This window comes from Herbaspirillum sp. BH-1, from assembly GCF_002870055.1.
Taxonomy (GTDB): domain Bacteria; phylum Pseudomonadota; class Gammaproteobacteria; order Burkholderiales; family Burkholderiaceae_D; genus Herbaspirillum; species Herbaspirillum frisingense.
Map to the genome: position 1 here is coordinate 12,751 of NZ_PKOI01000017.1, position 17,869 is coordinate 30,619.

Consider the following 17,869-nt stretch of genomic DNA (forward strand, 5'->3'; position numbering starts at 1 on the left):
CGCCAGCCCGGCGACGCTCCACTCAGATCACGCGCTGCGGCTCCAGGTCGGCGCTCTCGATCTCGCTGGCCACGCCCGATATCTTGTCGGCGATCAGGCGCGAGGAACCGCAGGCCGTGGTCCAGCCATTGGAACCATGGCCGGCGTTGAGCCAGAGATTCGGATAACGGGTCGCACCGATCAGCGGCGCACCGTCCGGGGTCATCGGTCGCAGGCCAGCCCAGTATTCCACCTTGGCCAGGTCGGCGCCCTGTGGATAAAGATTCTTCAGCGACTTCAGCGCCGTGGCGCAATCGCGCGGCGTGACGCGCGTGTCCCAGCTGCCGATCTCGGCCGTGCCGGCGGCGCGGATATGCTGGCCCATGCGGGTGATGGCCACCTTGTAGTATTCGTCCATGACGCCACTGCGCGGCGCGCTGGCAGGGTCGGCCACCGGCACCGTGATGGCATAGCCCTTGACCGGATAGATGGGCAGGTCCAGGCCCAGCGGCTTCAACATCGGCACCGAGGCACTGGCGCAGGCCACCACGTAGGCATCGGCGCGCAGCGTGGCGTTCCTGGTGCGCACGCCGCTGACCTGACCACCGGCCACCTCGATGGCCTCTACCTCTGTGGACAAGTGGAACTCCACCCCATGCGCCTGCAGCCAGGCCGCCAGGGCGCGCGCGAACAACGGGCAGTTGCCGGTCTCGTCCAGGGGCAACAGCAGGCCCCCTTTCAGCTCGTGGCGCGCTGCGTGCAGGCCGGGATCGAAGGCCACGCAGCCATCGGCATCCAGCAATTCGAAAGGCACGCCCGCTTCGGCCAGCACCCGCGTCGACAGACCAGCATTGTCCAATCCCTCCTGGGTACGGAACAGCTGCAGGTTGCCGCCAGTGGTCTGTTCGTAGCGGATGTCCAGGCGTTCGCGGATCTGCTTCAACTGGCCGTGGCTGTAGCGCGCCAGACGCCCCATGCGCGCCTTGTTGATGGCATAGCGCTCAGGCGTGCATTGTGCCAGGAAGCGCTGCAGCCACTTCCACTGGTGCGCATCCAGGCGCGGTGTAAAGCGCAGCGCCGCCTCGATGCCCAGCCAGCTCTGCACCGACCACTTCAGCGACTTGGCCGGCATGCCCGGTGCGGCCCAGGGCGTGGCGTAGGACGGACAGACGTGTCCGGCATTGCCCACGCTGGTCTCGGCCGCCACTTCGGCGCGGCGCTCGACCACGACCACTTCATGGCCGCGCTCGCGGAGGAAATAAGCAGTGGTGACGCCGACGATGCCGGCGCCCAGCACGATGATGCGCATGGTTTGGACTTCTCGAAGAAAGATGAATGACGTAAATCTTATAAATTATTTCGTGGATGACAGCATGTGCACTACAGCGTCAGGCCACCATCCACATGCCACACCTGGCCGGTGACATAGGACGCCGCTGGGCTCAGCAGAAAGCCGATCACGTTGGCAATCTCCTGCGGCTGGCCCAGGCGCTGCATGGGAATACGCGCCAATGCCGCCTGCCACGCTGCCGGATCGATGGCCGACTTGGCCGGATCACTCTTCTGAACGTAACCCGGCGCCACCGCGTTGACCGTCACGCCTGCCGGCGCCAGTTGCACCGCCAGTGACTTGACCAGCGCCTCGATGCCGGCCTTGGCCGCCGCCGATGCCGGGAAGCCCGATTCACCCAGCCGATACACGTGGGCCACGAAGGAGCTCACCGCCACCACCCTGCCCTGTCCACTGGCCATCAACGGCTCGCGGCACGCCGTGACCAGACGGAAGAAGCCGCTCAACAAGGCATCCAGCGAACGCGACCAGTCCGCCTCGGAGAGCTCGCCGATGCGCTTGCGATCGGCAAAGCCGGCATTGGCCACCAGCGCATCGAGCCGACCGTGTTGCAGCAGCGCCGTATCACGCAGATGTGCGGCGGTCTGCGGATCGGCCAGGTCGCCCAATGCCAGGGTGCAGCGCGCACGCAGAGCGCGGCAGTGTTGCGCCACCGCCTGCAACTCGGGGGAGTCGCTGCGTGCATGGAGGATCAAGGCCACGCCAGGCGCGGCCACGGTGGTGGCGACCGCCGCGCCAATGCCGCGGGCAGCGCCCGTGATGAGAATGGTACGGACGGTTTCGCCATCGATGGCCGGGGAAGATGCGCTCATGGTCCTGAAGAAAAGAAGGCGCGTTCCCGGATGCCGGGAATTGACGTGAATGCACGTCAGCGCAATCCCGCCATTTTAGCCAAAGCCAGTCGCGGCGTGGGCTTGCGGGCTGTCGATTGCTGTCCTGCGCGATGCGCCGGCCGACCGTTCTCCATTACAATGGCCGGATTTGCAGGATTCACGACATGCGCCACCGGCCATGCTGGTCCATGTGATGACGCCCCTTCCCATGTCCGACCTTCTACCTGACCCATGCCTGCATGCGCCCCGGGCGCACAGGGCATGGTTCGTGCATGCGATGCGGGCATCCCTCTTCCACGGAGCCGGCCCCCGCCCTTCGCTGGAATCACGCGTTTCGTAACCAAGGAAAAACACAGATGTATCAATGGGACTTCGGCTCGCTCTGGCAATTCAGGAGCATCATCGGCATCGGCTTCGTCTATACGCTGAGCTATACGGTTGCCTGTATTGCCCTTGGCTTGCTGGTGGGCCTGGTGGTCGGTCTGGGTCGGCTGTCCACCAACCCCTTCATCTCCGGTCCGCTGCGCGCCTTCGTCGAAGTGTTCCGCTGCACCCCGGTGCTGGTGCAACTGGTGTGGTTCTACTACGCGCTGCCGGTGCTGCTGGGTATCGAGATGTCGGCCGGCACCGCCGCCATGCTGTCGCTGGCGCTGTACGGCGGCGCCTTCTATTCCGAGATCATCCGCGGCGGCATCGTCTCCATCGACCTGGGCCAGTCCGAAGCCGGCTGGGCACTGGGCATGACGCGCTTCCAGCTGATGAAGCGCGTGATCCTGCCGCAAGCCTTCAAGCGCATGACCCCGCCGCTGGTGAACCAGTCCATCATGCAGTTGAAGAACACCTCGCTGCTGTCGGTGCTGGCCGTGCCGGACCTGCTGTACCAGGGCCAGATCATCGCCCACGAAACCTATCGTCCGCTGGAAATCTACACGCTGGTGGCGATCATCTATTTCATCATCCTGCTGCCGGCCACCATCTTGGCCAAGCGCCTGGAAAATCGCCTGTCGGCGCAGCATGGTTGAGGAGAACAGGATGAACACCCAGGTCAACAACAACGCCAACGCGATGATCCAGATCAGCAATCTCAAGAAGGCCTTCGGCGAGCACGTGGTGCTCAAGGACATCTCCATCCAGATCGGCAAGGGCAGCGTGGTCGCCATGATCGGGCCATCCGGCTCGGGCAAGTCCACCCTGCTGCGCTGCCTGAACCTGCTGACCGTGCCCGACCAGGGCGCGGTGCGCATCGGCGAGCGCCACTTCGAATTCGACGGTCGCAAGTCGCGCCTGCCCAAGGATCGTGAACTGGCCGCCTTCCGCGCCCGCACCGGCATGGTGTTCCAGCATTTCAACCTGTTCCCGCACATGACGGCGCTGGAGAACGTGATGGAAGGCATGGTCACCGTACTGCGCACGCCCAAGGCACAGGCTCGCACGCAGGCCATGGAACTGCTGCAGAAGGTCGGCCTGGCAGACCGTGCCGACATGTATCCGCAAAAGCTCTCCGGCGGCCAGAAGCAGCGCGTCGCCATCGCCCGCGCCCTGGCCATGCAACCGGACGTGATGCTGTTCGACGAAGCCACTTCGGCACTGGACCCGGAACTGGTGGGCGAAGTGCTCAACGTGATCCGCAGCCTGGCCGCCGATGGCATGACCATGATCCTGGTCACCCACGAAATCGCCTTCGCCCGTGAAGTCGCGGACCAGGTCGTCTTCATGCGCGACGGTGTGGTGGTGGAAGCCGGACCGCCGTCACAGGTAATCGACAATCCGCAGCAGGCGGCGACCCAGGCCTTCCTGTCACGTTTCAATGCTTGACTACCAGTTACATTGAATTACGTTGAACGTAACTCATGAAAAGCTGGTCATCTCCGCCAAGGCGCGCAGGCTCGGTCTGGACGTACCGGACCTGATGTGCAAGGGCGCACTGGCCTACGAAGGCGGACAGATGGATGAGGCGCTGGGCGAACTGGCCAGCCTGGCCCGGCAGGCTGCCGAACGGGCTTGTGCCGCCATCGATGAGACGCTGGACTTTGTTGCCGCCAGCAACGCCCGCCTGGCGGCACTGGAGGCGCAACGGCAGATCAGCGCGGCGAGGTCCTGATGTTCGGTCTCACCGGGCGGCTGTGGACGGCATTGACCGCCATCATCAAACTGGAAGACAAGGTCACGCGACAAAGCGAAGCGATCCGCCAGCAACAGGCCAAGATAGAGAACCTTACCGAGCGCATGATCAGGCTCGAGACCCTGCTGGAAGTGGTGATCCGCTCCAGCGAATTCAAACGTCTCAATTGACGACAAACGCCCGGCCTTCGACGGGCAGTTCCACCCCTCCCCCGAATCAAGCAAAGTTCTCAACCCGGCCCTGCACAGGCAAAAAAAAAACCGCACCATCGCTGGTGCGGTCCGAGTGCTGGCGTGCGGGACGCCGGCCTGTACTTACAGCGGGATCTGCGGCGGCACATCTTCCGGCTTCACGCCGGAGAGCTTCTGCAGGTTGCCCAGCACGGTCGGCTTGATCTTGCCGGCAGCGCGCTCGGCCACGATCCACTTGTTGATGGTCTCGACCCAGGCCTTGTCTTCTTCCTTGGGGACGCCGATGTTGGTGGAGGTGGCTTCCAGCGGTTGCGGCACGTACATCTTGCCCAGCGCCGGGTTCTTCTTCAGGATGTTCAGCGCCAGCAGCCACACCAGCACCTGCGCATCGACACGACCGGTCTGCAGTGCCAGGGTGGCATCGTCGGCCTTTTCCAGGCGCACGATGGTGGCGTTGGGACAGACGCGGCTGATCATCTGGTCGTGCGAAGAACCGATGTCCACGGCGATCTTCACTTCCGGCTTGTTCAGGTCGGCCCAGGTCTTGAATTCCTTCTTGGAGACCACGGTGAAGGCATTCAGGAACAGCGGTTCGGTAAAGCCGATCACCTCGCGGCGTGCCGGCGTCGGATTCATGCCGAAGAACAGGTCGATCTTGTGGGTCTGCAGATCCAGCACCGAGTTGCCCCAGGTGGTTTCGGTGATGTCCAGCTTGACGTTCAGGCTGGCCGCCAGGCTCTTGGCGAAATCGATCATGAAACCGCCCCACTCACCGCTGGCCAGATCCTTGTTGTAGTAAGGCGCAGCACCACGCACGGCGCCGATACGCAGGGTCTTGGTACGCTGCACGCGGGCCAGGGTCGGTTCGGTCGAGCCGGTCGCAGCGGCGGCCTGGGCGAAGACATTCGGAATCGCGCTGGCAGCGGCAAGGCCGGCCACGCTGGTGATGAAACTGCGACGGTTGGTCATTTCTCTGTTCTCCCTGATTTGGCGGATGGCGCGGCCGCCGCGTGGACGGCAGCGTTGCGCAAGTGGTCTGCGCCCGGCCCACGCCGGACGGCGTCGACGATTTTAGCCCAGCCGCAGGCGGCCCGCCCGGGCAATTGCCGGCAGCAGGGACCCGAGTGGGGCTGCCTCCCAGCAGGCAGGAAAATCTTCCCGGCTACCGCACAGACAGTGGCGGCCTCACACCGTTGAACGAAATTTGACAGCCTGCGCATACGTGCAAGCCGGGTTGAAGATTTTCTTACAGCCACGCCATCCGGGTAAAAACGGGTAAGGCCGGCGCTCCACGGAAACCCACAAGCTTAATCTGGGACCTCTCGCATCGATGCCGCACGGCAATGCCACGATTGCCATGCACACACACGCGAGGACCAGTCAACGGGGGGATTTCATGCGTATTGAACAAACCAGCCAGCGTAGGGGCGGCATCGTGCTCGCCTGCCTGAGCGCCGTCGCCCTGGGCGGCTGCGCCAACTTCAGCGAAGTCAGCGCCGGACAGGACGAGCTCTATCAGGTCTCGGCCACGGGTGTGAGCTACACCATGTCCATTCCTGCCCTCACCGCAGCTGCGCGTGAAAAGGCCCGCGACTTCTGCGGCCGGCAGCAGATGCAGGCCGACTTGCGCCAGCTGGTGCGCGGTTGGCGGCCGATGCAGGTGGACCTGTATTTTCGCTGCCAGCCCACGGGCGTGAGCTTGCAGGCGCTGCTGGACTAGGCCTTCGGGAAATCGCGCTCGCGCAGCGGCTGGCCATCGGGGTCGATCGCCTCGGCCAGCTTCACTGCGGCCACACCCAACGAAGCGACGGCATCGGCAGCATCGAACAGGGCGACCTGCACATCCCCGTCGACAGGCTGTACCGAACGCGCCAGGAGTCCCTGCGCGCCCCGCAGCACGACCTGCAGCTGGATCTCGCCCTCTGCATCGTCGATGGCAAAGAAGGCGCTGGCCTGCGCGGCCTGCGCACCTGCTTGCGCCAGCCCAGCCTCCAGTTCCGACAGCATCTGCAGCGTACGATATTCCGCATTGCCGGTCTGCTTGGCACCGTGGAACAGGTCCTGGTACAGGAAGTGCAGCTGGCACTGCGCCGCCTCCCCGGATTGCCCGGTCAGGCAGCGCTGCATCAGCGGCGTGATCTGCTCGCTCCACTGGCGGAAGCGCTGCGCGCGCGCTTCGAAATAGGCATCGGCTGCCGCCTCTTCCGCCGGAATGGCATAGAAGGGATCGTCCACATCCTTCAAGGCGAAGCCCAGCAGGAAGCGTAATTCGAGCGCCTCATCGTCAGCTCCGAAGGCGCTCTCCGGCCAGCCGCGCATGCTGCGCTCGATGGCCGGCACGCTCAGTATCTTCTTGTCGGTGAGCGAGGCGAAGGCGTCGCGGTTCATGGCCTCGACTTCGCTGAAGCTGAGCGCATTGATTTCTTCAGGATGATAGAGATGGTGGACCAGCACCACGCGCGCGCCGGGGCTTTCCAGGCCGGCCTCCTGCAGGCTGGTGCGCAGCGCATCGAAGGCATCGCCATCGGCCAGCGCCAGCGCTTCCTTCAGGCCGCCACGGGTGCGCACCAGCAGCGGGATCAGGAAGGCGTTGATCTCCAGCTCCTTCTCTCCCCGTCGCAGCACGATGATGTCCGCGCCCTCTTCCACCACCTCGCGCAGGAAGGCATGACCACGCTGATCGTCGTAGCGCAATTGTTCCAGTGCTTCGTAGAGGGTATCGTCGTCGCGCTCGCGCAGGGTATTGCGCACCATGCGCTCCAGCTCATCCTGGCCGGTACGGCGACCGCGACGGTCTGGCGCACTGGCGGCCACGGCGCTGGCCAGGGCCACCATCTGCTGCACACGCAGTTCGTCTTCGTCCAGGCTCTGCGAGGCCGCGTGGGCCTGATGCTGGCGCCGACGTGCCGCTTCGGTGGAGACGTGGGTGCGGGGCTTGTCGCGGACCGGGCCCTGGGCGACCGGCTTGGCCGGCGGGCGGGGCTGGCTGGCAGCCGGTTTCCGGGCTGCGTTCGAGGGTGATTTGCCGGAGGGGCGCTTGGCTTGATTCATGTCTTCCTCGCTCAATGCAGCGGTAATTTTTCAGAACTGGAACGGCCAGGCAAGGTCGCCAGGAACATCCCCGCCAGGGCCACCGCAAAGGCCGTGGCCTGCAGCGCCGACAGGTTCTCGCCCAGCGCCAGCACACCGACCACGGCGGCCGATATCGGCAGCATCACCGTGAACACGCCCGCGCGCGCGGCCGGCACCACCTTCAGGCCGGTCATCCACAGCCAAACGGTCCACACACTGGCCGCCAGCGCGTAGAACACCAGCAACAGCCAGATGTTGGCCGGCACCGAAACGAAGTCGAACTGCAGCGCGGTATAGAGGCCCATGGGCGTCATCAGCAGCAGTCCCCACAGGTTGATGACGGCGCTGATGCGCTTGGGCGTAAGCACGGCGGTCAGCTTCTTGCCGATGACGGCATAGGCGGCCTCGCACAGCACCGCACAGAACACCAGCACATTGCCCAGCCACGCGTATTGGCCGTGGCTGGTTGCGGCCGCTGCTCCGTGATGATCCTTGGCCAGCGACAGCAACCCGATACCGATGGCGCCGCAGGCCACCGCACCCCAGACGCGCAGGCTGATCTTCTCCTTCAGGAAGACCCAGCTCATCACCGCCACCACCGCCGGAATCGCCGACATGATCACGCCGGCCGAGACCGCGTTGGTCATCGACACCCCGGTAATCATGCACAGCGTGAAGAGAAAATTGCCGAGGAAGGATTCGAGGAAGACCAGCCAGCGCGATTGCGGGCTCAGCGGCTTTTCATCGGCCGGCTTCTTCAGCCAGCGCAGCATGGCGATGGCGCCGATGCCAAAGCGCAGCCAGGCCAGCAGGAACACCGGCAGCATCGCCGCCAGCGGTTTGGTCAGCGCCACATAGGCGCCCACCATGGACATGCTCAGGATCAGGCAGCCGTAGCCCATGGGGCGGCTGGGGGTGTAGCTCATGTGCGGTTTGATGTTTGTCTCGGGACCAGGCGCCATGAAATGTGGCGCGCTGGGGGAGCCAGCATTTTACCCGTTCAATAGCTACCGACCGAAAGGTGACGCACGGCGGCCAGCGCCGCCCATGTTTACCACGCCGCCAGAATCCCGCCCTTGAATTCCGTCTCGATGTATTGCTTCACCTCCGGCGACTGATAGGCCTGCACCAGCTTGCCCAGCCATGGCTGGCCGCGATCCTTCTCGCGCACGGCGATCAGGCAGGCATAGGGGCTGTCGCCGCTTTCCACTACCAGGCTGTCGCGGGCGGGATTGAAGCCGGCCTTGGAAGCATAGTCGGCGTTGATGGCGGAGGCATCGAGGTCGTCCAGCGTGCGTGGCAGTTGCGCAGCGTCGATCTCGACGAACTTCCACTTCTTCGGATTTTCGGTGATGTCGATGGGGGTGGCGTTGGTGCCGATGAGCGGGTCGATGCCGGCACGCAGCTTGATGACGCCATGCTTCTGCAGCAGCAACAGCACACGGCTTTCGTTGGCGGGGTCGTTGGGGATGCCGATCTTGGCGCCAGTGGGGACGTCCTCAAGCTTGCGGTACTTCTTCGAATAGACCGCCATCGGGCCGATCATGGTCTTGCCCTCGGCGTACAGCTTGTAGCCGCGTGCCTTGATCTGGGCATTGAGGAAGGGGCGATGCTGGTAGCTGTTGGCGTCGAGTTCGCCCGCATCGAGGGCGGCGTTGGGCTGGATGTAGTCGTTGAACTCGATGATCTTGACCTTGTAGCCTGGGTTGTCGCGTTCGAAGACGCGTCGTGCCTGCTCAAAGATCTGTGCGTGCGGACCACTGGTGACGCCGACGCGGATCACCTGATCCGGTGCGGCCTGTGCCGTCCCGCCGATGCTGGCGAGCGCGCACAGGGCGACGCCGGAAATCCATTTCGCTGCGTTGAACTTCATTCTCTTCCCCGATTGAAAAAGGTCCAATGTAGCGACCGCTCAAGCGGGGCGGAAGGAATCATTTCCGCTTTGCATATGTGCTGCGCGCATGTGCCAACACGCGCCAGCACCTGGGGTGGAATCAGGCGTGCTCGACCGCAGCGGTCCTTCGGAAGCCCGCGCCTACGTGCTCTTGCGGCAGGGTCGCGGCACGCTGGAAGAGTTTTTCGCGCAGGCTGCCCTGTGCGTATTCGCGCTTGTAGGAGCCGCGCTCCTGCAATACCGGAATGACCAGATCGACGAAGTCTTCGAAACTCTCCGGCGTCACCGTGCGGGTCAGGTTGTAGCCGTCGATGCCGGTGTCGGCGACCCAGCTTTCCAGTTCGTCGGCGATGCGATCCGGGGCGCCGACGATGCTGGCATAGCGGCCACCCAGTTCGAGTTGCTGCAGCAGCTTGCGCTTGGTCCAGTTCGACTCCGGTTGCGTGACCGTCTTGGTGAGCGACTCGATGGCGTTGGTCTTGGCAGGGCGGATCGGTTCATCCAGGTCGTAACGCGAAAAGTCGATACCGGTGCCGGCCGAGAAGTGGGCCAGGCCGGCTTCCGGGCTGGCGTAACTGGCGTATTCGCGATAGCGGTCCTGGGCTTCCTGTTCGGTGCGGCCGGTGACCACGGTCAGGCCCATGAAGATCTTGATCGCCTCCGGATCGCGCCCCTCGCGCACGGCGCCGTCGCGGATGCTCTGCACCAGCTTGCGGGTGGCGTCCTTGCTCTGGCTGGAGATGAAGACGCACTCGGCATGACGCGCGCCGAAGGCCTGACCACGCCCGGAGGAACCGGCCTGGTACAGCACCGGCGTGCGCTGGCGCGAGGGTTCGCTCAGGTGGATGCCTTCGACGTGATAGTAGTCGCCATGGTGGGCGATCTTGTGCACCTTGGCCGGGTCGGCATAGATGCGGCGCGCGCGGTCGCGCAGCACGGCACCGTCTTCCCAGCTGCCTTCCCAGAGCTTGTAGACGACGTCCATGAATTCGTCGGCGCGGTCATAGCGCTGGTCGTGTTCCAGCTGTTCGTGCAGGCCCATGGCGCGGGCGGCGCTGTCCAGATAGCCGGTGACGATGTTCCAGCCCACACGTCCCTTGCTCAGGTGATCCAGGGTGGACATGCGGCGTGCAAACAGGAACGGGGCTTCGTAGCTCAGGTTGGCGGTGATGCCGAAACCCAGGTGCTCGGTCACGGCAGCCATGGCCGACACCAGCATCATGGGATCGTTGACCGGCAACTGGATGGTTTCGCGCAGGGTGAGGTCGGTATTGCCCTGGTAGACGTCATAGACGCCGACGATGTCGGCCAGGAACAGGCCATCGAACTTGCCGCGTTCCAGCAGGCGCGCCAGGCCGGTCCAATAGGCGATATCGGTGTAGTCCTGCGAGCGGTCGCGGGGATGCGTCCACAGGCCGTGATTGATGTGACTGACGCAGTTCATGTTGAATGCGTTGAGGCGGATTTCCTTCCTGCTCATGATGGCTCCCGGATGGCTCAGAGCGCGCCGTGGCGCGGTGGATTCTGGCCGTTGAGCACGTAGTTGCCGATGGCGTGGTATTTCCAGCGCACCGGATCATGCAGGGTGTGGGTACGGGCATTGCGCCAGTGGCGATCGAGGTTGTGCTCCGCCAGGGTGGCCTGAGAACCGGCCAGTTCGAAGAGCTTGCTGCCGGCGGCCAGCGAGACATCGGTGGTCAAGACCCGCGCTTCGGCCACGGCGATGGAGGCAGCGGCCACACTGTCTTCGGTCGGCTCTGCGGCGGCGGTGTCGAGCCGGTCACCGGCACGCTGCAGCAATGCCTCGGCGGCATGCAGCTGGATGGTCAGGTCACCCACTTCACGCAGGGTCAACGGATCGTCACCGGCGCGTTCGACACCGCTGTCGATCCAGGGACGCGATCGGGTGCGCACGAATTCCAGCAGGTCGGCATACGCGGCGCGGGCGATGCCCAGGTCGATGGCGGCGTGCAGGATCTGCGCCAGCGGGCCGATCTGGGTCGGGCGCGTGAAGGCCGAGGCAAACCCGATCACGGCGTCGGCCGGGACCTGCACGTTGTCGAATACGGCACTGCCGCTGCCGGTGGTGCGCTGGCCGAAGCCGGACCAGTCATCGATGACGGTCAGGCCGGCGGCATGGCGCGGGACGATGGCCAGTTGCTGCACGCCCTGTTCGTCGATCACCGAGGTCGGGACCCAGTCGGCATAGAGTGCGCCGGTGGCGTAGAACTTGCGGCCATTGATGCGGTAGCCGGGGCCGTGCGGGTTGCGTGCGAGGCTGGTCTTGCGCTCGTGCGAGGTGCGGGTGCCCAGCTCGGCCAGGGCATTGCCGAAGCGGTCGCCCTGCAGCACGCGCTCAAAGAAGAAGCGCTTCTGCGTTTCGTTGCCGTTGACGCGGATGAGCTCCACCGCATAGAAGTGATTCTGCGGAATCTGTCCGAGCGAGCCATCGGCAGCGGAGATGATGGCGATCACCTCGGCCAGCGTGCCATAGGACACACCGGCGCCACCGTATTCACGCGGCACGCTGATGCCCCACAGGCCGGAACGCACGTAGCGCTCCAGCTCGTCCCAGGGCAGCTTGCGTTCGCGGTCGCGCAGGCCGGCTTCACGGCGGAAATCCTCGGCCAGCTTGCGGGCAGCGGCCAGCGCCTCGGCCTCGTCGCGGATGCGGGCGACCAGGCGGGTGGAGGTCGCCGAGGGCGGCGGCAGGGTATCGAGCAGGGTGGCGGAAGCAGCAGCAGTCTGGGTCATGGCGGGCGATCGAGTTCGGGGAGAGGTCAGCGCAAGGTCGGGGCCAGCTCAGTAGAAAATGGGAGACCGGTGGTGCAAGCCTTGCGTCAGCAGACGGTCATTAGAGCAAAGCGACCTGTGAATCCGAACGAAGCATTACGCATGTGCTTGTTTGCTTTTCGCATGCTGTCCATGGCGAGACCAGCGCCGGGCCGTGGGTTGATGCCCTCCGGCAAGCGCGTCAGCACTGTATTTCCAACCAGTATTCGGGGGCGAAATGCGTTAGAATGCGCCGACGTTTCAGCTTAAGTCTTTATCAAGAATCACCGCCATGCTCACCCTCACCGAACTCGAAGATGCAATCAACTACTGGCGCCAGCAGCGTCCGGCCAGCGGAGAGGAGTGCGCACTATCCCCCGAAGTCAATGCCCTCGCCGGGCTGTACGCGCTGATGATCTTCCATCGCCGTCATGAGGTCGACCTGGAACAGATCGATGCACAGGCACGTCAACTGATCGAGGCCTGGCTGGCCAGCTGATCGGTGCCGCCGGGCATTTGCCGGCACTTGCATATTGGTCCGGTCACGTTCCCGTAAGCGCGCTATCCTAGACTCCTTGGACGAAGTGGTCGCCCTGGCGGTGACAGGCACTCCCTGAAAGGATGAACGATGCGCAAGGACCCCGAACAGACAGCCCCGTCCGCTCCCCGCAAATCCGCCAGCCGGTCCGCCGCGCCGGCGGTCAAGCCGCGCGTGGCGCTGGTGCTGCAGGGCGGCGGCGCGCTGGGGGCTTACCAGGCCGGTGTCTATCAGGCCTTGCACGAGCACGACCTCACGCCGGACTGGGTGGTGGGGACCTCGATCGGTGCCATCAATGCCGCCCTGATCGCCGGCAATCCGCGCGAGACCCGCATCGCCCGTCTGCGCGAGTTCTGGGAAACGGTGGCCCACCCCGACCTGTTCGACCTGCGCCAGGTGCCCGATGCACTGCGCCCCTGGGCCACCCGCGTGACTACGCTGGATACCTTCCTGCGGGGTGCACCCGGCTTCTTCCGGCCGCGCCCGCTCAATGCCTTTTCGCTGGGCCTGCCGGTGTCACCCGAGGACGCCAGTTTCTATAGCACCGCCGAGCTGGGCGAGACCTTGTCGCGGCTGGTGGATTTCGATTACCTCAACAGCCAGTCCGGTATCCGCATGACGGTGGCGGCGGTCAAGGTCACCTGTGGCACGCTGGTCAACTTCGACTCCCGAGAGCAGCCACTGGGACCGGAACACGTCATGGCCAGCGGCGCCCTGCCCCCGGGTTTCGCACCGGTACGGGTGGATGGCGAGCTGTACTGGGACGGTGGCCTGTATTCCAACACGCCGCTGGAAGCCGTCCTCAACGATGAGCCCCGCACCAACCTGCTGTGCATGATGGTGGATCTGTGGCATGCCGACGGTCCCGAACCGCGCACCCTGGAAGAGGTGCAGACGCGGGAGAAGGACGTCACCTTCGCCTCGCGTTCGCAGCGCCACATCGATGCCTACCTGCAGCAGTACCACCTGCGGCGCGCCGCCCATGCGCTCTACAAGCGCCTGCCGCGTGAAATGCTGACCCAGGAAGACAAGCAGATGATGGCCGAGCTCGGCGCCGACAGTACCATTCACATCGTGCGGCTGGCCTATGCCGGGCGTGACTGGAACATGGCCTCCAAGGACGTCAATTTCGCCCGTGGCTCCGTGTTATGGCGCTGGGAACAGGGTTATCAGGACGGCCTGCGCGCCATCGCCCTGGGCAAGGGCTGTGCCTTCAGCGAGACCGATGCCGGCATCGTGGTGCATGACCTGCCCAGCGGCCATACGCAGGTGCAGCCGGAGAAAACGACCGAACGTTCGGCTTGATCGCCCGCAAAGCCGCTGCGGGCGCGGCGTCGCATAATTTCAACGACCTCGCCACTATTTTTGTGCGGCGCACAAAAAACACTTGATTTCACCAAAGAAGTGCATAAAATAGGAATTGTTGCGGCGCACAAATCATGATTGTTTGTTGATTCTGGTCGAAAGCCGCTCTCGAAAGCCGATTGTTTGATCGTCACGCTCGTCGGCAAGCTCATTTGCTCATTTGTCATATCTATCACCTAGGAGATGAACATGTTTTCGTACCAAGATCAGTTTTCCGCCGCTACCAAGGCCAACCTGCAAGCCCACCTGGACCTCATCAACAACCTGACTGCCAAGGCCTTCGAAGGCGTGGAAAAGATCGTTGAACTGAACCTGTCGGCCACCAAGGCCACCCTGGAAGAAGCCACCGCCGCCGCCAAGCAGCTGGCCGCCGCCAAGGACCCGCAGGAACTGCTGTCGCTGGCCGCTGCACAAGCCCAGCCGGGCGCCGAGAAGGCCACCGCCTACAGCCGTCACCTGGCCGGCATCGTGTCCTCGACCCAGGCTGAATTCACCAAGGCGGCTGAAGCCCAGATTTCCGAAACCAGCCGCAAGCTGTCGGCCCTGATCGACGAGATCAGCAAGAATGCGCCCCCGGGTTCGGAACAGGCCGTGTCCATCCTCAAGGCCACCCTGACCAACGCCAACGCTGCCTACGAGCAACTGTCCAAGAACTCCAAGCAGGCTGTGGAAACCCTGGAAGCCAACCTGGCCAACGCCACCAAGCAATTCACGGCTGCAGCTGAAAAGACCGTCGCCTCGGCCCGCGCCAAGAAGTAAGCCAGGCAGCAAGCCAACGCGTCAGACAATACGCAGCAAGGCAAACGAAAAACGCCGCTCCGGGCAACCGGAGCGGCGTTTTGCATGGGCGGTCCGACCATCAGGCCTGCGCCACCATGTCCAGCGCCAGCGCCTCGGCCACACGGATACCGTCGATGGCGGCCGACATGATGCCACCGGCATAACCAGCACCCTCACCGGCCGGATACAAACCCTTGGTGTTGAGACTCTGCAGGCTGTGGTCGTCGCGCTTGATGCGGATGGGCGATGAGGTGCGCGTTTCGATGCCGGTCAGCACGGCGTCGTGCATGGAATAGCCGCGGATCTGCTTCTCGAAGGCCGGCAGCGCTTCGCGGATGGCCTCGATGGCGTAGCTCGGCAACGAAGGATTGAGGTCGCCCAGCTTCACGCCCGGCTTGTAGGACGGCTCCACGCTGCCCAGTTGCGTCGAGGGACGGTTGGCGATGAAGTCGCCCACCAGTTGCGCCGGGGCGTCGTAGTTGCTGCCACCCAGCTCATAGGCGCGGCTTTCCCACTCGCGCTGGAAGGCGATGCCGGCCAGCGGATGACCGGGATAGTCGGCCGGCGAAATGCCCACCACGATGCCGCTGTTGGCATTGCGCTCGTTGCGGGAATACTGGCTCATGCCATTGGTGACCACCCGGCCCGGCTCGGAGGTGGCCGCCACCACCGTGCCACCCGGGCACATGCAGAAGCTGTACACCGAACGTCCGTTGGAAGCATGGTGCACCAGCTTGTAATCGGCCGCGCCCAGGATGGGATGGCCGGCCCCGGGACCGAAGCGGCACTTGTCGATCAGCGACTGCGGGTGTTCGGCGCGGAAGCCGATGGAGAACGGCTTGGCCTCGATGTAGACACCCCGCTCGTAGAGCATCTCGAAGGTATCGCGGGCGCTGTGGCCGATGGCCAGCACCACATGGTCGGCCTCGATCTGTTCGCCGGTGGCCAGGGTCAGGCCACGGATGCGGCCATCCTCGATCAGTACATCCTCGACCCGCTGTTCGAAGCGGAATTCACCGCCCAGCTTTTCGATCTTGTCACGCATCAGCTGGATCATCTTGACCAGACGGAAGGTGCCGATGTGGGGCTTGCTGACGTACATGATCTCCGGCGGCGCATCGGCGGCCACGAATTCGGACAGCACCTTGCGACCGTAATGCTTGGGGTCCTTGACCTGGCTGTAGAGCTTGCCGTCGGAGAAGGTACCGGCACCGCCTTCGCCGAATTGCACGTTGGACTCGGGCTTGAGCTCGCGCTGGCGCCACAGGCCCCAGGTGTCCTTGGTGCGCTCGCGCACGGTCTTGCCGCGTTCCAGAATGATGGGGTTGAAGCCCATCTCGGCCAGGATCAGCGCGGCAAACAGCCCGCACGGCCCGAACCCGATCACCACCGGGCGCTTCTTCAGGGTCGCCGGGGCACGGGTGACGAAATGATAGGAAGTGTCGGGCGTAGGGCCGACATTGGTTTTCTTCGCGTTGCGCTGCAGGACTTCGGCTTCGTTCCTGAGCGCGACGTCGATGGTGTAGTTCAGGGTGATGGCCGTCTTCTTGCGGGCATCGTAGCTGCGCCGAAACAGCGTGAAGGACAGCATCTCGTCGGCCTGGATGCCCAGGCGGTCGAGGATGGCGGCGTTCAGTTCATCTTCCGTATGGTTCAACGGAAGGCTTAGCTCAGAGATGCGCAACATGTGCGGAGACTTTCAACAAGGCTGGGGATGCAGGAGGTGGCGCGCCACGGCGGCCGGCAGGGTCACGGCGGGCGGGCTGCGCGAAAGGCGACATTCTACTCCAGCAGGCTGTCCGCCCCCAACCCGACGCCGCCCGACGCCAGTTGCGCGCGCGAGACAGCTCAGCGAGCGGCCTGCAAAACTGGTTGCACTACGCAATCATCTGGCCGTACATTGATTGCATATCGCAACCATAAGACTGAATCGGGAGAACACCATGGACTACGACGGCCTGCAGCTACCGTCACGGGAACACACCATCCGCCAGTTGCGGGAGCTCTCCCGCAAGCTGGTGCGCGAACTGGGCTTCATGCGCAGCACGCTGGCCGGCAGCGACATGGCGCCCTCGGCGGTGCACGCCATCATCGAGATCGGGCTCAATCCCGGCATCCAGGCGCGCGATCTGGGCGAGCTGCTGTATCTGGACAAGTCCAATACCAGCCGCCAGCTGGCCAAGCTGGAAGCCCTGGGCCTGGTGCGCCGTACGCCACTGGAGGCTGACGGGCGGGCCTTCAGCCTGGCGCTGACCGAGGCCGGGCAGGCCCTGCGCAAGAAGATCGACAAGTTCGCCACCGACCAGGTCTCGGCGGCGCTGCGGCGGATCGTGCCGGAAGACCAGCAGGGCCTGCTACGCGCACTGGCGCTGTATTCGCAGGCCCTGTCGCGTGAAAACCCGAATGCCGCAGCCTCGCAAGAGAAGCAGCCGATACCGTTGTGCCTCGGCTACCAGCCCGGCTGCATCGGCGACATCGCCAGCCTGCATGCGCGCTATTACGCCGAGGCGGCCGGTTTTGGCGTGTTCTTCGAGCACAAGGTGGGTAGCGAACTGGGGGCCTTCGCCCAGCTGCTGCCGGCCGCCGGCAAGCAACTCTGGACGCATGTGGAGCAGGGACGCACCCTGGCGTCGATCGTCATCGATGGTGATCCCGCCAGCGGGGTGGCCCACCTGCGCTGGTTCATCGTCGATGACAGCCTGCGCGGCGCCGGTGTGGGCCGGCGCCTGCTGGAGGAGGCCATGGCCTTTGTCGATGCGCATGGATTCGCATGCTACCTGTGGACTTTCCAGGGGCTGGATGCGGCGCGCCACCTGTATCTGGCGGCAGGCTTCACGCTGGCCGAGGAGTCGCCCGGGGAGCAATGGGGCAGCCGGGTGGTGGAGCAGCGCTATGTGCGGGCAGCGCGTAGCAAGGTGACTGAAGTAACTGAAGTGACTGAACCGGCCCGGCGCTGATCGAGCCGGTATCGC

Annotated in this window: 18 protein-coding genes; 9 read left to right on the forward strand and 9 right to left on the reverse strand. The window is 64.3% G+C overall.

Annotated features, from left to right (window positions below):
* Positions 1-22 precede the first annotated feature (22 nt).
* Together HBH1_RS19315 and HBH1_RS19320 are read right to left on the reverse strand one after the other, a co-directional pair.
* Complete coding sequence (locus HBH1_RS19315; protein ID WP_102664020.1) at positions 23-1,288, reverse strand: D-amino acid dehydrogenase; 1,266 nt, start codon at positions 1,286-1,288, stop codon at positions 23-25.
* 71 nt (positions 1,289-1,359) lie between these two features.
* Positions 1,360-2,142 carry an SDR family NAD(P)-dependent oxidoreductase gene (locus tag HBH1_RS19320; protein ID WP_102664021.1) on the reverse strand — a complete coding sequence of 261 codons (783 nt, stop codon included), beginning with the start codon at positions 2,140-2,142 and terminating at the stop codon, positions 1,360-1,362.
* A 377-nt stretch (positions 2,143-2,519) separates the two neighbouring features.
* Here HBH1_RS19320 and HBH1_RS19325 point away from each other — a divergent pair, with 377 nt between their 5' ends.
* From HBH1_RS19325 to HBH1_RS19340, 4 genes are read left to right on the forward strand one after another with little or no spacing between them, the layout of a single operon-like run.
* Positions 2,520-3,185, forward strand: a complete 666-nt coding sequence (locus HBH1_RS19325; protein ID WP_006463391.1) for an amino acid ABC transporter permease — start codon at positions 2,520-2,522, stop codon at positions 3,183-3,185.
* Between the two features lie 10 nt (positions 3,186-3,195).
* On the forward strand, positions 3,196-3,978 hold the full coding sequence (locus HBH1_RS19330; protein ID WP_006463392.1) for an amino acid ABC transporter ATP-binding protein: 783 nt from the start codon (positions 3,196-3,198) through the stop codon (positions 3,976-3,978).
* A 22-nt stretch (positions 3,979-4,000) separates the two neighbouring features.
* Positions 4,001-4,264 carry a hypothetical protein gene (locus HBH1_RS19335; RefSeq protein WP_208399336.1) on the forward strand — a complete coding sequence of 88 codons (264 nt, stop codon included), beginning with the start codon at positions 4,001-4,003 and terminating at the stop codon, positions 4,262-4,264.
* A complete protein-coding gene (locus HBH1_RS19340) occupies positions 4,264-4,455 on the forward strand; it encodes a hypothetical protein (protein ID WP_102664023.1) in 192 nt (63 codons plus the stop codon). Before HBH1_RS19335 ends, HBH1_RS19340 begins: the two co-directional genes overlap by 1 nt.
* Positions 4,456-4,599: 144 nt before the next feature.
* On the opposite strand, the gene HBH1_RS19345 is transcribed toward HBH1_RS19340, so the two are convergent.
* Complete coding sequence (locus tag HBH1_RS19345; protein WP_006463395.1) at positions 4,600-5,445, reverse strand: transporter substrate-binding domain-containing protein; 846 nt, start codon at positions 5,443-5,445, stop codon at positions 4,600-4,602.
* A gap of 427 nt (positions 5,446-5,872) precedes the next feature.
* Between HBH1_RS19345 and HBH1_RS19350 the strand changes: the two genes are divergently transcribed.
* Positions 5,873-6,196 (forward strand): hypothetical protein, encoded by a 324-nt coding sequence (locus HBH1_RS19350; protein WP_102664024.1) that lies wholly within the window; start codon positions 5,873-5,875, stop codon positions 6,194-6,196.
* On the opposite strand, the gene HBH1_RS19355 is transcribed toward HBH1_RS19350, so the two are convergent.
* From HBH1_RS19355 to HBH1_RS19375, 5 genes are all read right to left on the reverse strand, one after another.
* Positions 6,193-7,527, reverse strand: coding sequence for a DUF2863 family protein (locus tag HBH1_RS19355; protein ID WP_102664025.1), 1,335 nt, complete (start codon positions 7,525-7,527; stop codon positions 6,193-6,195). The two genes, HBH1_RS19350 and HBH1_RS19355, sit on opposite strands and share 4 nt — an antisense overlap.
* Before the next feature lie 11 nt (positions 7,528-7,538).
* On the reverse strand, positions 7,539-8,474 hold the full coding sequence (locus HBH1_RS19360) for a DMT family transporter (RefSeq protein ID WP_102664026.1): 936 nt from the start codon (positions 8,472-8,474) through the stop codon (positions 7,539-7,541).
* 125 nt (positions 8,475-8,599) lie between these two features.
* A complete protein-coding gene (locus HBH1_RS19365) occupies positions 8,600-9,421 on the reverse strand; it encodes a MetQ/NlpA family ABC transporter substrate-binding protein (RefSeq protein ID WP_102664027.1) in 822 nt (273 codons plus the stop codon).
* A 121-nt stretch (positions 9,422-9,542) separates the two neighbouring features.
* Positions 9,543-10,922 carry an LLM class flavin-dependent oxidoreductase gene (locus tag HBH1_RS19370; protein ID WP_102664028.1) on the reverse strand — a complete coding sequence of 460 codons (1,380 nt, stop codon included), beginning with the start codon at positions 10,920-10,922 and terminating at the stop codon, positions 9,543-9,545.
* Between the two features lie 17 nt (positions 10,923-10,939).
* Complete coding sequence (locus tag HBH1_RS19375; RefSeq protein ID WP_102664029.1) at positions 10,940-12,196, reverse strand: SfnB family sulfur acquisition oxidoreductase; 1,257 nt, start codon at positions 12,194-12,196, stop codon at positions 10,940-10,942.
* A gap of 310 nt (positions 12,197-12,506) precedes the next feature.
* Between HBH1_RS19375 and HBH1_RS19380 the strand changes: the two genes are divergently transcribed.
* From HBH1_RS19380 to phaP, 3 genes are all read left to right on the forward strand, one after another.
* A complete protein-coding gene (locus tag HBH1_RS19380) occupies positions 12,507-12,713 on the forward strand; it encodes a DUF3717 domain-containing protein (RefSeq protein WP_006463402.1) in 207 nt (68 codons plus the stop codon).
* Positions 12,714-12,842: 129 nt separating this feature from the next.
* Positions 12,843-14,057, forward strand: coding sequence for a patatin-like phospholipase family protein (locus tag HBH1_RS19385; RefSeq protein ID WP_102664030.1), 1,215 nt, complete (start codon positions 12,843-12,845; stop codon positions 14,055-14,057).
* A gap of 249 nt (positions 14,058-14,306) precedes the next feature.
* Positions 14,307-14,876, forward strand: a complete 570-nt coding sequence (gene phaP, locus HBH1_RS19390; RefSeq protein WP_006463404.1) for a TIGR01841 family phasin — start codon at positions 14,307-14,309, stop codon at positions 14,874-14,876.
* Between the two features lie 100 nt (positions 14,877-14,976).
* Here the strand turns inward: phaP and HBH1_RS19395 are convergent, their stop codons facing one another.
* Positions 14,977-16,584 carry an NAD(P)/FAD-dependent oxidoreductase gene (locus HBH1_RS19395; RefSeq protein WP_102664031.1) on the reverse strand — a complete coding sequence of 536 codons (1,608 nt, stop codon included), beginning with the start codon at positions 16,582-16,584 and terminating at the stop codon, positions 14,977-14,979.
* A gap of 256 nt (positions 16,585-16,840) precedes the next feature.
* On the opposite strand from HBH1_RS19395, the gene HBH1_RS19400 reads away from it, so the two are divergent.
* On the forward strand, positions 16,841-17,854 hold the full coding sequence (locus HBH1_RS19400) for a helix-turn-helix domain-containing GNAT family N-acetyltransferase (RefSeq protein WP_102664032.1): 1,014 nt from the start codon (positions 16,841-16,843) through the stop codon (positions 17,852-17,854).
* Positions 17,855-17,869: the final 15 nt, after the last annotated feature.